The organism is Paracoccus mutanolyticus (assembly GCF_003285265.1).
Lineage (GTDB): Bacteria > Pseudomonadota > Alphaproteobacteria > Rhodobacterales > Rhodobacteraceae > Paracoccus > Paracoccus yeei.
Map to the genome: position 1 here is coordinate 41,236 of NZ_CP030239.1, position 13,164 is coordinate 54,399.

Consider the following 13,164-nt stretch of genomic DNA (forward strand, 5'->3'; position numbering starts at 1 on the left):
GTGCGAAAGCACCGAAAATCAAGCCGCGCCAACGGTTTTGTCAGAACCGCCCATGCCGATGTGACGCGCGGGCCGACGCATCGTCACCAATTCCTCGGCCAGGGTCGGATGCACCGCGATGGCCGCGTCGAATTGCGCCTTGGTCGCGCCCATGCCCAGGGGAATGGCGACCAGCTGGATCATCTCGCCCGCCTCGGGGCCGAAGATGTGGCAGCCGACGACCCTGCCGCCCCCGGCCTCGACGATCAGCTTCATCACGGCGCGCGCGTCCGAGCCGGCAAACAGCGACCGCATGGGCCGGAAGCTTGCGACATAGACGTCGTGCGGACCGCGCCGCCAGCCTCTTCCTCGGTCAGGCCGATGCTGGCGACCTCGTGCGGGCGGGTATAGACGGCAGCGCCGAAAAGGCTGTGATCCACCTTGCGCGGCCGTGCGCCAAAGACGGTGTCGGCAAAGCAATGTCCCTCGCGGATGGCGACCGGGGTCAGGTTCACCCGGTCCGTCACGTCGCCCACCGCAAAGATCGACGGGACCGAGCTTTGCGACCATTCGTCGACCAGCACCTGTCCCCGAGGGCCAAGCGCCACGCCCAGTTCATCAAGCCCGAGCCCTGCCGTGTTCGGCACGCGGCCGGTGGCGAACATGCGTGATCGAAATCATCCGTGTCGCCGCCGCGAAAGGTCACGGCACGGCCCCGTCCCGCCGGTCGAGGCGCGCGGGATCGGTCTCGAGCCGCAGATCGACGCCGATCATGCGCAGTTGCTCGGTCGCAAAGCGGCGCATCTCGGCGTCGAAGCCGCGCAGCATTGCATCGCCGCGATAGGCGACGGTCACCCGCGATCCCAGGCCCGCCAGGATGGTCGCATATTCGCAGGCGATGAAGCCGCCGCCGACGACCAGCACCCGGCCCGGCAGGTTCTCCATCAGGAACAGATCGTCCGAGATCAGGCCCAGTTCCTCGCCCGGAATGCCGGGGCGCTGCGGCCGCCCGCCGACCGCGATCAGGATGTGCTTGGCCGTCAGGCGCTGGCCGTTCGACAATTCGACCGTATGGGCGTCGGCCAGCCGGGCCCGCGCCTTGTGGATGTCCACATTGGCCGCGACCAGCCCGCCGGTATAGGCCCCCTCCAGCCGGGTCAGCTCGCCGTCCAGCTGTATCGAAGGCGCCAGATTCACCGATGGCGTCGTCGCTGACGATGCCAGCCAAAGCCGCGCCGCCTCGGCCGCCGCGCCTCGGCCTGGCTGGCAAAGATCATCAGCTTTTTCGGCACGCAGCCCCGGATGACGCAGGTGCCGCCCATGCGGCTTTCCTCGGCCAGGGCGACGCGGGCACCGTATTCGCCCGCCGCGATCCGGGCCGCGCGCACCCCGCCCGAGCCGCCGCCGATGACGAACAGGTCATAGTCGAAGGTCATTCCAGGTCCTCGCGCAGCAGTTCCGTGGCCGTCCCGTCGGGGCAGCCGATGATCGCCAGGCTGCAGATGTTCAGGAACAGCCCGTGTTCAACGCGCCCGCGATGCCCGAAAGCGTGCGCGCCAGGCGCTGCGCGTCGGCGATCTGGCCAAGCGCCAGGTCCAGGATCAGGTTGCCCTCGTCCGTGATCAGGGGACGGCCCTCGCGTTCGCGCAGGATGATGGGGCAGTCCTCGATCTCAAGCTCGGCCAGGGCGCGGACGATGCGGGTGCGGGTCGTCGTCCAGCCAAAGGGAATCACCTCGACCGGCAGCTTGAAGGCGCCCAGCCGGTCCACGACCTTGCCCGGATCGGCCACCACCACCATGCGGTCGGACGCGGTCGCGACGATCTTTTCGCGCAGATGCGCCGCGCCGCCGCCCTTGATCAGGTTCAGGTCGGGGTCGACCTCGTCCGCGCCGTCGATGGTCAGGTCCAGCCAGCCCAGGTCGTCCAGCTCCAGCACGACCAGCCCCAGGCCGCGCGCCTGTTCGGCCGTCGCCTTCGAGGTGGCGGCGCAGCGCAGGTCCAGCCCCTCGGCATGGACGCGCTCGGCCAGGCGGTCGACAAAGACTTTCGCCGTCGAGCCGGTTCCCAGCCCCAGCTTCATGCCGCTTTCCACCAGCGCCACGGCAGCGCGGGCGGCGGCATCCTTGGCGGGATCGACGGCGGGATCGGACATGGGAAACCTCTGTTTCGGGATTGTGCCAGCACCTTATAAGCAGAACCGAGAGCGGGTCCAACGCCCCGCGTGGGAAAAGCGCTGCCCCCGCCCGCCACGATTGCCAGCCGCGCCCGGCTCGCCTAAAGCATGGCGCCATGACGATACCCTGCACCTATGCCGCAATCATCACCGCCGCCGGACGCGGCACCCGCGCGGGCGGCGACCTGCCCAAGCAGTGGCGCAAGCTGGGCCGCGACAGCGCGCTGGCCCGCAGCATCCGCGCCTTCGCGGGGTTTTCGCGCATCATCGTGACCGTGGCCCCGCAGGACATGGACCGGGCGCTGGCCGAAATCGCGGGTCCCGTGGTGCTGGTCGCCGGGGGCGAGACGCGCAGCGCCTCGATCCGGGCGGCGCTGGAAACGCTTGAGGGCAGCGACATCACCCATGGCAGATCCACGACGGCGCCCGGCCGCGGAGCGGACGCGGTGATCCGGGGCGTGGTCGATGCGCTGCGGGCGGGCGCCCAGGCCGCCGCGCCTGCACTGCCCGTGTCGGACGCGCTGTGGCGGGCCGAGGGTGGGCAGGTCACCGCCACCGCCAGCCGCGAGGGGCTGTTTCGCGCCCAGACCCCGCAGGGCTTTGCGCTGGCCCCGATCCTGGCCGCGCATCGCGCCTTCCCGGAAGGCGCGGCGGACGATGTGGAACTGGCGCTGCGCGCCGGGCTTGCCGTCAGCGTGACGCCGGGCGACGAAGACAACCTGAAACTGACATGGCCCGGCGATTTCGCCCGGGCCGAACGGATACTGGGGAACGCGATGGACATCCGCCTTGGCAATGGTTTCGACGTTCACGCCTTCACGGCGGGCGATCACGTCTGGCTGTGCGGGGTGCGCGTCCCGCACGACCGCGCGTTGCTGGGCCATTCGGACGCGGATGTCGGCATGCACGCGCTGACCGACGCAATCTATGGCGCGCTGGCGCAGGGCGACATCGGCCGGCATTTCCCGCCTTCGGACCCACAGTGGAAGGGGGCGGAAAGCCACATCTTCCTGCGCCACGCCGCCGATCTGGCGCGATCGATGGGCTATCGACTGTCGAACGCCGACGTGACGCTGATCTGCGAGCGCCCCAAGGTCGGCCCTCACGCCGCCGCCATGCAGGCCCGGCTGGCCGAGATCACGGGCACCGACCCTGACCGGATCAGCGTCAAGGCCACCACCAGCGAACGGCTGGGTTTTACCGGGCGCGAGGAGGGAATCGCCGCCATCGCCACCGCCACCCTGATCGGAGGCTGACATGGACCGGATGATCGCGACCCTGTTCGGCATCGGCTGGCTGAAACCCGCGCCGGGCACCTGGGGTTCGGCCGCCGCCGTCCTGCTGGGCGTGCTGGCCTGCGTGTTCCTGCACCCCTTGCTGGTCCCCGCGGGCTTTCTGCTGGCCACCGTCCTCGGCTTTTGGGCGGTGCCCCGCGTGCTGGCGGGCAGCGCCGACAAGGACCCATCCTGGATCGTCATCGACGAGGCGGCGGGCCAGTGGCTGGCGATGAGCTTCACCGTCGTCCCCCTGTGGCGGCACGGGGTCTCGATCCTTGACGCCTGGCCGGGCTATGTCGCGCCCTTCCTGCTGTTTCGGCTGTTCGACATCTGGAAGCCCTGGCTTGTGGGGCGCGCGGACCGGCGGGGCGACGCGACCGGGCTGATGCTGGACGATCTGTGGGCGGGCTTGTTCGCGGGCATCGTCTCGGTCATTCTGGCGGGGCTGTACCATGGCCTGCTGGAGCCCATGCTGTGACCAACCCCGCCGATGTCCTGCACCTGGCCCGCCGACGCGGCGTCATGATCGCCACCGCCGAAAGCTGCACCGGAGGCCTGGTCGCGGGCCGGCTGACCGACGTTCCGGGGTCGTCCGACGCGTTCGAGCGCGGCTTCGTCACCTATTCCAACGCCGCCAAGATGGAGATGCTGGGCGTTCGCCCCGACACGCTGGAAGCGCATGGCGCGGTCAGCGAACAGGTGGCGGCCGAGATGGCGCGCGGCGCGCTGGCGCGGTCCCATGCCGGCATCGCGGTCTCGGTCACCGGCATCGCCGGCCCCGGCGGGTCCGAGCACAAGCCCGAGGGCCGGGTCTGCTTTGGCGTCGCGGACGCCTGGGGCGTCAGGACCGAAACCGTGGAATTCGGCGCCATCGGCCGGTCCGCCGTGCGCGCCGCCACCGTGGATCATGCGCTGGAACTGCTGGCGCAGGCGCTGCAGCCCTAGCCGATCAGGTTCAGAAAGCGATCGACGTCCTCGTCCCGCGTGGCCCAGCTTGTGACCAGCCGCACCGCGACCGGCGCGCCCGGTTCGCACGGCCCGTCCTGCCAGAGGTGATAGATGGCGCCGTGGGCCACGGCCGCGCATGCGCCTCGGCGGGCAGGCGGACAAAGACCTCGTTCGCCTCGACCGGGGCGATCAAGGCTGCCCCTGCCCGCACCACCCCTTGTCCCAGATGCGAGGCCAGGCGGTTGGCATGGCCCGCAAGCTTCAGCCACAGCCCACCGGTCATCAGTGCCAGCATCTGCGCGGCCAGATACGCTGCTTGGACCAGACATGGCCGGACCGCTGGCGCCGATAGTCGAAATCCCGGGCATGGGCAGGATCCAGGAACACCACCGCCTCGGCGGCCAGCGCCCCGTTCTTGGTGCCGCCCAGGCACAGCGCATCGACGCCCCGCACCAGATCGGCCGGCTGCGCAGCCCAGGGCCGCGACCGCATTGGCGAACCGCGCCCCGTCCATATGCAGCCGCATGCCCGCATCCCGCGCCACCCCGGCCAGCGCCGCGACATCGGCCGGCGCGTAGATCGTGCCCCATTCGGTCGCATGGTGATCGACACCAGCGCGGCTGCGCCGTCGTTCATGCTGCCGGTAGCCCCGCACGGATGGCCTGGCCCAGCGCCTCGGGCGCGATCCGGCCCGCCGCGCCGGCAATCGGCACCAGCTTCGCGCCCTGACTGTAGAACTCGGTCGCGCTGCATTCGTCGCAATGGATATGGGCGGTCTCGTGGCAATAGACCCGCCCCCAGCCGGGCGACAGCTGCGAACAGGCCAAGGCATTGGCCGCCGTGCCCGTGGCGACAAAGCGCACCACCGCCTGAGGCGCGTCCAGCAGATCGCGGATCGCCGCCTCGGCGCGGGCGGTGACGGGATCGGCGCCATAGGACCCGACCGCGCCCTCGTTGCAATCGGACAGGGCCTTCAGCACCGCCGGATGCGCGCCCCAGGCGTTGTCAGAGGCAAAGTTCATGACTGGTCCTCGATGATGTAGTCGTCCCAATCGTCCTCGGTGACGGTCAGCTCGCTGACCGTCCAGCCGCGAACGCTGGCCCCGGCGCAATGCACCGACTCGCGGTCGCCCGAGATCAGGTAGTGCCAGGGCAGCAGCGGCTTGCCCTCGGCCCGCAGGCGATAGGCGCAGGTCGCCGGCAGCCACCAGGCGATTTCCTTCAGCTTCTTCGGCGTCAGCACGATGCAGTCGGGAACGAAGTCATGCCGGTTCGGATAGCTGGAGCATTGGCAGGTCTGCCCGTCCAGCAGCTTGCAGGCGACGCGGGTAAAGGCCAGCTCGCCCGTATCCTCGTATTCGATCTTGTTCAGGCAGCACTTGCCGCAGCCGTCGCACAGCGCCTCCCATTCGTCGGGCTTCAGGCTTTTCAGCGGCAGTTCCCAGAACCGTTCGCGCATCACCGGGCCGACAGGATCTCGCGCGCCTGAGCGCTGTCCTTGTCCATCTGGGCGATCAGCGCCGGCAGGCCGTCGAACTTCAACTCCGGGCGCAGGTATTCGACCAGCGCGACGGACAGGTGCTGGCCGTAAAGATCCGCGCGGAAATCAAAGATATGCACCTCGAAGTTCGGGATATTCTCGCCAAACATCGGGCGCACGCCCAGGTTCGCCACGCCCTTGTAGCCGCCGCGCTCGGGTCCGGTCAGCACATCGACCATGACCGCATAGACCCCCATGCGCGGCAGGTGCAGCCCTTGGACGGCCATGTTCGCCGTGGGATAGCCCAGTCCCCGGCCCCGCTTGTCGCCGTGCAGCACCTCGCCGTCGATGCGGTGCCAGTGACCCAGCATCGCCTCGGCGTCGCGCATCCGCCCCTCGCTCAGCGCCGCGCGAATCGCGGTCGAGCTGTATTCCCGTTCGCCGTCGCCCAGAAGCGGCGCTACGGTCACGCCGAACCCCAGAGTGGCGCCAAGCTCGGTCAAGGTCTGCACATCGCCCGCCCGCTTGTGGCCGAACCGGAAATCCGCCCCCACGGTGACGTGGCGCACGCCCAGGCCCTGGGCCAGCACGTCGCGGGCGAAATCCTCGGGCGAAAGCCCGGCCAGCACAGCGTCAAAGGGCAATTCGTAAAGATGCTGGACCTGCAGCCGCGCCAGCCTGTTCGCGCGCGCCTCGGCGTTCATCAGGCGGAACGGCGGCGCGTCGGGCTGAAAGAACTGGCGCGGATGCGGCTCGAAGGTGACGACGCCCAGGGGCGCGTCGCAGGCCGCGCGCGCCAGGTCGATCACCGAGCGGTGTCCCAGATGCACGCCGTCGAAATTGCCCATGGCGACGCTGGCCCCGCGGGCGTCAGGCGGCAAGGCTTTCCAGTCGTGATGGATGCGCAATCAGGCCCCCGGTGGGCCACGTTCCGGCCCGATCAGTCGAATTTCCGGCTTGGGGCCAAAACGACCGCCTCGCCCTTCAGGACGACCGTATCACCGACAAGGCACCGGGTTGCAAGGGTCACGCGCCGTTTCGCATGGTCGATGGCCTCGACCGCGACCTCGGCCCGGACCAGATCGCCAGGCCGCACCGGCGCCATGAATTTCAGCGTCTGGCCCAGATAGACCGTGCCATGACCCGGCAACTGTTCCCCGATCACGGCCGAGATCAGGCTCGCGGTCAGCATCCCATGCGCGATCCGCCCCTCGAAGATCGTGTCCTGGGCATAGGCGTCGTCCAGGTGCACTGGATTGCGGTCGGTCGAGACCCGGGAAAACAGTTCGATGTCCTCATCGGTGACGACCTTTTGCAGATGGCGCATCATGCCCACCTCAAGATCCTCGATGACGATGGTGCCGCGTGGAAGATTGTCCAGCATCATTCAATGCCCCCGGGTTGCCCTGATGCTGCATAGCAGCAAAAGAACCCGTCAGCAACAAAATATCGCAGACCCTATAGCAAACGACTATTTGTTACCCTAACGCAGACGGCCGATGCTGTAGCGGGGCGCGTGACCGCGCATGGCCAGCCATTCGTCCAGCTTGTCCTGAAGCGGGTTTTCCACATCGTCGCCGAACTGGTCGAAGGCCAAGCCGCCGGTCACGAACAGCGCGTCGATCCCCTCGCCCGCCGCGCCCGGGATGTCGGTCGCGATGCCGTCGCCCACGGCCAGGATGCGGGCATCGTCGCCCAGGCCCAGGCGGCGGCGGGCCAGGTCATAGATCGGCGGATGGGGCTTTCCGAAGTACAGCGAGGTGCCGCCCAGGCTTTCATAGAATTCGGCCAGAGCGCCCGCGCAGTAAAGCCGCGTCTCGCCCAGGTCCACCACCACGTCGGGGTTCGCGCACAGAAGCTTCAGCCCGCGTTCGCGCGCCAGCATCAGAGGGGCGCGGTAATCCTCGGGCGTCTCGTTCACCTCGTCGAAAAGGCCGGTGCAGACGATGCCCTCGGCCTCGTCCAAGGCCACGCGCTGGATCGGCTCGGCATCTTGCCATTCCGGAGGGATGTCGGAGAAGAAGCCCTCGTCCTTGGCCATCATCACGGCCCAGACCTTGCGGCCCACCGCGCCCGCGAACATCGCGTCCTGCGCCGCGTCGCCCGGCTGACCACCACGTCCCAGGCGTCGCGCGGCACCGCCATGCGGTCCAGTTGATCGACGACATAGCGCCAGGGGCGCGGCGCGTTCGTCAGCAGGACGACCCGGCCCCCGCCCGCGCGGAAATCGCGCAGGGCGGCAACGGCGGCCGGATAGGCCTCTACGCCATTGTGCAGGCATCCCCACAGATCGCAGAACAGCACGTCGTAATTCAGGGCGACCTCGGCCAGCGAGGAAATGATCTGCGTCATCAGGGTGCCTTTCGGATCAGACGGCCAGCGCCGGGATGATCTGTTTCTTGCGCGACATGATGCCGGGCAGCACGACCGTGTCGCCGGTGACGGTCGCGTTGAAGCTTTTCTCGGCGACCTGCCTGACGAAGTCGTTCGGGACCAGCAGCGTCGCTTCCTCGTTCAGGATATCGACGACGAACAGCAGCACCTCGTCGGCGCCATCGGCGGCGGCGACCGCGGGCATGGCGGCCATCAGCGCGCCCTTGCGGTCCAGCAGCACCTGCGGCGCGGTGGTTTCCAGGACCGAGACGCGCAGCTGCTTGCCACCGAGTTCGTATTCCTTGCTGTCCATGCGCAGCAGGGCTTCCTCGGTAAAGGCCGACACGTCGGACTTGGCGGCAAACATCTCGGCCGCATAGGCCGGGATCGACACGCCCAGGTCGCCCGCGATCTTCTCGGCCACCCAGCGGTCATGCGCGGTGGTGGTCGGGCTGCGGAACTCCAGCGTGTCGGACAGGATGCAGGTCAGCATCGCGCCCTTGACCGCTTTCGGCGCGCGGGCATAGGCCTCTTCGCCCATCAGGTCGAACATGATGGTCGCGGTGCAGGCCAGCGGACGGATGGTGATGTTGATCGGCAGCCGCGTCTTGACGCCGCCCGCCAGCAGGTGGTGGTCGATGATCTCGATCACGTCGGCCTCGTTGATCGAGGCGGGCAGTTCTGCCGGGTTGTTGGTGTCCACGATCACGCACTTGTCGCCCGCCGCAACGTCCGCGATGATCTCGGGCTTGGGCAGGTTCCATTTCGACAGCATCCAGGCGGCCTCGGTGTTCGGCTCGCCCTGCAGAACGGCGACCGCCGGCTCCTTGCGCACTTCCGAAAGGTACCAGGCCCAGATGATGGGCGAGCCGGTGGAATCGGTGTCGGGGGCCTTGTGGCCGAAAACCTTGATCATGGAGATACCTTCGCGAAGGAAACGGAAATTTCGCCGGACTTATAGGCCGGGGGCCCGCGCTTGTCTATTGACCCAAGCTGACGGCGGCGTTGACCGTCAGCGCCACCAGCACCGCGTTGTAGAAGAAGGACAGGCCCGAATGCACGATGGTCACCCGCCGCAACGCGGTCGAGGTCACCGCCACGTCCGACGTCTGCGCCGTCATCCCCAGGGTGAAGCTGTAATAGATGAAATCCCAGATTCCGGCCAGTTCGCCCTTGCCCTGGCCGGGAAAGTCCAGGCCCCGCGCCAGCCCGCCGCCGGGCGCCGGCGCGTGCCAGAGGCTGGCATAGTGAAAGGCCATGACCGTGTGGATCATCGCCCAGCCCAGCGGCACCGACAGGATCGCCAGCGCGGGGCGCAGCGAAAACCCGCCCGACGGATCGCGCAGCGTCATGTGGATGGCGAACAGGCTCAGCACCACGACGCCCACGGCCAGGGGCACGATCAGGCGCATCCCCTCGTCGTCGTCGTCGGCGTGGCGGTGCAGGTCGCGCACCGTCATGCGCCGCATCATCAAGGCAACCAGCACCAGATAGGCCAGGCAGAACACGTCGGCAAAGATCAACAGGCGGTCGAGCCATGCCATGCGGAACGCCAGCATCCCCGCCACCAGCCCAAGGCCAAAGGCCATCAGGAAGCGCAGGTGCCGCCGCAGGTCGCCGATCATCGCGGCAGGGTCAGCCAGGCGGCCGGGCCGTTCGCCGGCGTCACGCCGGCACCGGGGTCTGCTGGTGCTGGACGATGCGCCAGTCGCCGCCCTCGCGCCGGACCCAGGTGGTGGTGCACAATGCACGGTAGGTCTCGGCCCCGGCCCGCCGGGCGGTGGCCCGATAGGCCAGCACCCGAATCTCGTCCGTCTCGATCGAGGCGCGGTCGGCGAAACTGACCTCCTGCCAGCGCGGGCCGTTCGCGAGCGTTTCGACCACCTTGCGCCGGGTCAGGATACCCGTCGCCGCAAAGGCCATCAGACAGCCCTCGTCCAGCTTGCGCGCCGCCTCGGCGCTGCCGGCCAGCCAGAAATCGCGCTCCTCCTGCCAAAGCTCATCTGCCATCCGTGCCTCTCCCTGTGGTTCCCAGCCGCGGCTCTATCGGCTCGATGGTCCAGCCCGACCGCTGCAACAGCGACAGAACGCCCATCTCGCCCGGAAGATGCAAGGCGCCGAAACCGACCACGATTCCCTTGCCCTGACGCGCGGCATCCGCCGCCGCCCGCTCGATGGGGGCGATCCAGGCGCGGTTGCGGCGGTCCATCAGCTTGTCCTGCGCCAGTTGCATCTGGCGGTCCACCTGGGCGCGCGGCAGGCCCGAGTTGTCATAGGCGTCCATCTTGCCGAATTCCCAGATCAGCCAGCTTTCGCCGCTGAAATAGGCGTCGGTCAGGGTCGTCGTGTAATCGTCGGCATATTCCGCGGCGGGCATGGTCGCGCGGATCATGTCGATTTCCTCTTGCGGCGTCATGCCCTGGAACAGGGTAAAGACGGTGTCCCAGGGCTCCAGCGCGCGCACCGGCACGCCCGCCGCGCGGGCCCGCGCGACCAGCCGATGGTCCAGCCCCCCGGTATCGCCCCGGGCCTGGACCTGCTCGATCATGCAGGGAGAGATGCCCAGCATCATCGCGACATACCAGGGCCGCAGGCGGCTTGCGACGACGGCAGGCAGGCCACGCGCCTCGAGGGCGCGGGCCAGGGCCTGCCATTCGTCCTGCGCCAGCCGCTCGGGCAGGGTCGGGCCGGTCGCATCGACGATCAGCGTGGGGTCCTGGGTCATCGCCTCGGACAGGCGGCGCTCTTCCTCGGGGCCGGCCTCGACCAGCAGGACGGCGGCGCGGTCGAGGTCCGGGCCGAACTGCGACAGGATCGCGTCATGGCGCGGGTCGTCGAAATGATAGGTCCCGATCAGGGTGATGCGTTGGTCGCCCTTGGTCGCGCGCCAGAACAGCCCGTGATGAAAGGGCACGGCGGCGGTCGCCGCCCGCAGTTCGGCCGCGCGTTCGGCCGGCAAGGCGTCGATCAGGTTGCGGCCGACGCTTCCGCCGCAAGCGCCGGAAGCGACGGCAGGCACAGCGCCAGCGCAAGGATGCAGGGATTTCAGGCGCATCGAACCTCCGGGACTGCCGCGCCAGCATGGCACGGTGGACGGGGCGGTTTCAACGCCGGGCAATATCCCCCCGGCGCGGCAGTTCCTGCGGCAGCGGACGCCCCTCGACCACGGCGCGCCAGATGCGCTCCACCTGCCCCGCCTTGGCGGCCCATGTGAAATCACGCATGACCCGCGCCCGCCCAGCCTTGGCCATCCCCGGCAATACCCCGGGATCGTCAGCCAGCGCCAGCAGCCGTTCGCGCAACGCCGCCACGATCTCGGGGCGGCGGCCCAGCGGGATGCGGAACCCCGTCGCGTCGTCCACCAGTTCGCCCGGGCCGGCATAGTCCACCACCACCGGCACCACACCAAGCGCCATCGCCTCCAGCACCACGCCGCCGCCGAATTCGCGGACCGAGGGAAAGACCATCACCTGAGCCCGCGCCGCGACCGACTGCACCGCGCCATGGTCCATCCAGCCGTGCATGGTCACGGCACTGCCGACGGCCTCGCGCTCGATCAGCGCGCTCAAGTCCTCGGCCTGTGGCCCATCGCCGATGATGTCCAACGTCAGCCGCCCGTCGCGCAGCAGCGGCAGCGCCGCCTCGATCGCCATGTCCGCGCCCTTGTAGGGCACCAGTCGGCCGATAAAGCAGCCCCGCAGCGGCACCACGCCCGGCTGCGGTGCGACCAGGCTGAAGCGCGCGGGGTCGATGGCGTTCTCGGGCAGCCAGACCGTCTTGCCGTTATGCCGCGCCGGAATCTCGGACAGGGTATGCTCGGAGCCGCAGATGATCGCGCTTGCCGCCGCCAGCGTCGCGCCGCGTCCCGGAATCGCCTTGTAGGCGCCCCGGACATAGGACAGCCATTCCTTTTCGCGCCGCCGCTCGCTGTCGAAACCGCGCGGCCAGGGTACGCCGCCGTTCAGAGGCCCCATGACAAAGGGCACTCCCGCCCGCTTGCAGCGCGCCGCGATCAGGCTGTTGGCGGTCGGCGTCAGCGGCGTCACCCGGTGCACGATGTCATAGTCGCCCTTCCGAATGCCCGCGCCAAAGCGCCGCCAGACCAGCCGCTCGAAATAGCCGTAGCCCAGCGAGGTGACGGCGGTCTTCATCGTCCAGCCGACGCCCTTGCCGAAGGACAGCCGCTCGGCCAGCGTCCACAAGGGCGCGGCCAGCTTCTCGCTGTCGATGGCGGTAAAATCGCGCCCTTCGACCAGCCCGGCGCGCAGAAAGGCGTCGCGGTTCCTGACCTGCGTCACGATGTGGACATCGGCCACGTCGCGCAGCGCATTCGACAGCGACCAGCCGATCAGCGGCACCGACACCCATTCGGGGTTCGCCGCCTCAGCGATGACCAGGGCCTTCAAACGCCGTTCCACCATATTCCGCACCCCGCGACCTGCCTCCGCTTGCCGTCCCCCCGAAATCCCGTCAAGCGGAAATCGGCGCAAAATTTTCCGCAGCCGTCCCGTTGACAGAAATCGCGCACCGGCCTAGATCAACGCCACTGGCACTCACCAAGACCGAGTGCCAACACCATACAGCAACCTGTAACACCGGAGTGTTCACATGGCTTTCAAACCGCTGCACGACCGCGTTCTGGTCCGTCGCGTCCAGTCGGACGAGAAAACCAAGGGCGGCCTGATCATCCCCGACAGCGCCAAGGAAAAGCCCGCCGAGGGCGAGATCATCGCCGTGGGCGAAGGCGCGCGCAAGGACTCGGGCGAACTGATCGCACCGTCGGTCAAGGCCGGTGATCGCGTTCTCTTCGGCAAATGGTCGGGCACCGAGGTCACGATCGACGGCGAAGAACTGCTGATCATGAAGGAAAGCGACATCCTGGGCATCATCGCCTGATCGTCCCCTTCGCTTAACTCATTCAAGGAGAAGAAC

Annotated in this window: 16 protein-coding genes and 3 pseudogenes; 4 read left to right on the forward strand and 15 right to left on the reverse strand. The window is 68.5% G+C overall.

Annotated features, from left to right (window positions below):
* Nucleotides 1-18 precede the first annotated feature (18 nt).
* Both gorA and rpiA read right to left on the reverse strand, forming a co-directional pair.
* Nucleotides 19-1,415 (reverse strand): annotated as a pseudogene (gorA, locus tag DPM13_RS26340) (glutathione-disulfide reductase).
* A gap of 70 nt (nucleotides 1,416-1,485) precedes the next feature.
* The gene (gene rpiA, locus DPM13_RS00180; RefSeq protein ID WP_223252232.1) at nucleotides 1,486-2,133 is read right to left on the reverse strand and encodes a ribose-5-phosphate isomerase RpiA; all 648 of its coding nucleotides are present in this window, start codon (nucleotides 2,131-2,133) and stop codon (nucleotides 1,486-1,488) included.
* A gap of 137 nt (nucleotides 2,134-2,270) precedes the next feature.
* Between rpiA and ispF the strand changes: the two genes are divergently transcribed.
* The 3 genes from ispF to DPM13_RS00195 are packed head-to-tail and all read left to right on the forward strand — an operon-like array spanning nucleotide 2,271 to nucleotide 4,376.
* On the forward strand, nucleotides 2,271-3,410 hold the full coding sequence (gene ispF / locus DPM13_RS00185; protein ID WP_112887217.1) for a 2-C-methyl-D-erythritol 2,4-cyclodiphosphate synthase: 1,140 nt from the start codon (nucleotides 2,271-2,273) through the stop codon (nucleotides 3,408-3,410).
* A gap of 1 nt (nucleotide 3,411) precedes the next feature.
* Entirely contained in the window at nucleotides 3,412-3,909 is a 498-nt protein-coding gene (locus DPM13_RS00190; RefSeq protein ID WP_099649376.1) for a phosphatidylglycerophosphatase A family protein, read from the forward strand.
* A 44-nt stretch (nucleotides 3,910-3,953) separates the two neighbouring features.
* Entirely contained in the window at nucleotides 3,954-4,376 is a 423-nt protein-coding gene (locus tag DPM13_RS00195) for a CinA family protein (RefSeq protein ID WP_262983298.1), read from the forward strand.
* Here DPM13_RS00195 and DPM13_RS24565 read toward each other — a convergent pair.
* The 13 genes and pseudogenes from DPM13_RS24565 to DPM13_RS00245 all read right to left on the reverse strand — a co-directional run bounded on the left by DPM13_RS24565 (nucleotide 4,373) and on the right by DPM13_RS00245 (nucleotide 12,653).
* The gene (locus DPM13_RS24565) at nucleotides 4,373-4,507 is read right to left on the reverse strand and encodes a hypothetical protein (RefSeq protein WP_262983378.1); all 135 of its coding nucleotides are present in this window, start codon (nucleotides 4,505-4,507) and stop codon (nucleotides 4,373-4,375) included. The genes DPM13_RS00195 and DPM13_RS24565 overlap by 4 nt on opposite strands.
* A 154-nt stretch (nucleotides 4,508-4,661) precedes the next feature.
* Complete coding sequence (locus tag DPM13_RS21610) at nucleotides 4,662-4,871, reverse strand: hypothetical protein (protein ID WP_223252667.1); 210 nt, start codon at nucleotides 4,869-4,871, stop codon at nucleotides 4,662-4,664.
* A gap of 31 nt (nucleotides 4,872-4,902) precedes the next feature.
* A pseudogene (locus tag DPM13_RS24570) lies at nucleotides 4,903-5,034 on the reverse strand (hypothetical protein); the annotation flags it as partial.
* A complete protein-coding gene (locus DPM13_RS21615; protein WP_262983210.1) occupies nucleotides 5,012-5,401 on the reverse strand; it encodes a beta-eliminating lyase-related protein in 390 nt (129 codons plus the stop codon). The pseudogene DPM13_RS24570 and the gene DPM13_RS21615, both read right to left, overlap by 23 nt.
* A complete protein-coding gene (locus DPM13_RS00205) occupies nucleotides 5,398-5,838 on the reverse strand; it encodes a YcgN family cysteine cluster protein (RefSeq protein WP_112887219.1) in 441 nt (146 codons plus the stop codon). The genes DPM13_RS21615 and DPM13_RS00205 overlap by 4 nt, the downstream gene beginning before the upstream one ends.
* On the reverse strand, nucleotides 5,838-6,767 hold the full coding sequence (locus DPM13_RS00210) for a bifunctional riboflavin kinase/FAD synthetase (protein WP_112887220.1): 930 nt from the start codon (nucleotides 6,765-6,767) through the stop codon (nucleotides 5,838-5,840). Before DPM13_RS00210 ends, DPM13_RS00205 begins: the two co-directional genes overlap by 1 nt.
* A gap of 32 nt (nucleotides 6,768-6,799) precedes the next feature.
* A complete protein-coding gene (locus DPM13_RS00215; RefSeq protein ID WP_028720928.1) occupies nucleotides 6,800-7,243 on the reverse strand; it encodes a MaoC family dehydratase in 444 nt (147 codons plus the stop codon).
* Between the two features lie 99 nt (nucleotides 7,244-7,342).
* Nucleotides 7,343-8,211: pseudogene (locus tag DPM13_RS00220) on the reverse strand (TIGR01459 family HAD-type hydrolase).
* Nucleotides 8,212-8,227: 16 nt separating this feature from the next.
* Nucleotides 8,228-9,148, reverse strand: coding sequence for a manganese-dependent inorganic pyrophosphatase (locus DPM13_RS00225; protein WP_112887221.1), 921 nt, complete (start codon nucleotides 9,146-9,148; stop codon nucleotides 8,228-8,230).
* A 64-nt stretch (nucleotides 9,149-9,212) separates the two neighbouring features.
* Nucleotides 9,213-9,857, reverse strand: a complete 645-nt coding sequence (locus DPM13_RS00230; RefSeq protein ID WP_080620391.1) for a DUF1345 domain-containing protein — start codon at nucleotides 9,855-9,857, stop codon at nucleotides 9,213-9,215.
* Between the two features lie 40 nt (nucleotides 9,858-9,897).
* On the reverse strand, nucleotides 9,898-10,242 hold the full coding sequence (locus DPM13_RS00235; protein ID WP_028720932.1) for a DUF4440 domain-containing protein: 345 nt from the start codon (nucleotides 10,240-10,242) through the stop codon (nucleotides 9,898-9,900).
* The gene (locus DPM13_RS00240; protein ID WP_223252233.1) at nucleotides 10,232-11,191 is read right to left on the reverse strand and encodes a TraB/GumN family protein; all 960 of its coding nucleotides are present in this window, start codon (nucleotides 11,189-11,191) and stop codon (nucleotides 10,232-10,234) included. Before DPM13_RS00240 ends, DPM13_RS00235 begins: the two co-directional genes overlap by 11 nt.
* Before the next feature lie 145 nt (nucleotides 11,192-11,336).
* Nucleotides 11,337-12,653 (reverse strand): glycosyltransferase family 4 protein, encoded by a 1,317-nt coding sequence (locus tag DPM13_RS00245; protein WP_112888664.1) that lies wholly within the window; start codon nucleotides 12,651-12,653, stop codon nucleotides 11,337-11,339.
* 187 nt (nucleotides 12,654-12,840) lie between these two features.
* Here DPM13_RS00245 and groES point away from each other — a divergent pair, with 187 nt between their 5' ends.
* Nucleotides 12,841-13,128 (forward strand): co-chaperone GroES, encoded by a 288-nt coding sequence (groES, locus tag DPM13_RS00250; protein WP_028720934.1) that lies wholly within the window; start codon nucleotides 12,841-12,843, stop codon nucleotides 13,126-13,128.
* The last annotated feature ends 36 nt before the right edge of the window (nucleotides 13,129-13,164 follow it).

What these genes read in the sequence shown, in the direction of transcription:
- DPM13_RS00215 (WP_028720928.1), bottom strand. Translation starts at nt 7,243, where the DNA reads ATGCTGGACAATCTTCCACGCGGCACCATCGTCATCGAGGATCTTGAG.
- DPM13_RS00235 (WP_028720932.1), bottom strand. Translation starts at nt 10,242, where the DNA reads ATGGCAGATGAGCTTTGGCAGGAGGAGCGCGATTTCTGGCTGGCCGGC.
- groES (WP_028720934.1), top strand. Translation starts at nt 12,841, where the DNA reads ATGGCTTTCAAACCGCTGCACGACCGCGTTCTGGTCCGTCGCGTCCAG.
- DPM13_RS00230 (WP_080620391.1), bottom strand. Translation starts at nt 9,857, where the DNA reads ATGATCGGCGACCTGCGGCGGCACCTGCGCTTCCTGATGGCCTTTGGC.
- DPM13_RS00225 (WP_112887221.1), bottom strand. Translation starts at nt 9,148, where the DNA reads ATGATCAAGGTTTTCGGCCACAAGGCCCCCGACACCGATTCCACCGGC.
- DPM13_RS21615 (WP_262983210.1), bottom strand. Translation starts at nt 5,401, where the DNA reads ATGAACTTTGCCTCTGACAACGCCTGGGGCGCGCATCCGGCGGTGCTG.
- DPM13_RS00205 (WP_112887219.1), bottom strand. Translation starts at nt 5,838, where the DNA reads ATGCGCGAACGGTTCTGGGAACTGCCGCTGAAAAGCCTGAAGCCCGAC.
- rpiA (WP_223252232.1), bottom strand. Translation starts at nt 2,133, where the DNA reads ATGTCCGATCCCGCCGTCGATCCCGCCAAGGATGCCGCCGCCCGCGCT.
- DPM13_RS21610 (WP_223252667.1), bottom strand. Translation starts at nt 4,871, where the DNA reads ATGCGGTCGCGGCCCTGGGCTGCGCAGCCGGCCGATCTGGTGCGGGGC.
- DPM13_RS00190 (WP_099649376.1), top strand. Translation starts at nt 3,412, where the DNA reads ATGGACCGGATGATCGCGACCCTGTTCGGCATCGGCTGGCTGAAACCC.
- DPM13_RS00245 (WP_112888664.1), bottom strand. Translation starts at nt 12,653, where the DNA reads ATGGTGGAACGGCGTTTGAAGGCCCTGGTCATCGCTGAGGCGGCGAAC.
- ispF (WP_112887217.1), top strand. Translation starts at nt 2,271, where the DNA reads ATGACGATACCCTGCACCTATGCCGCAATCATCACCGCCGCCGGACGC.
- DPM13_RS00195 (WP_262983298.1), top strand. Translation starts at nt 3,954, where the DNA reads ATGATCGCCACCGCCGAAAGCTGCACCGGAGGCCTGGTCGCGGGCCGG.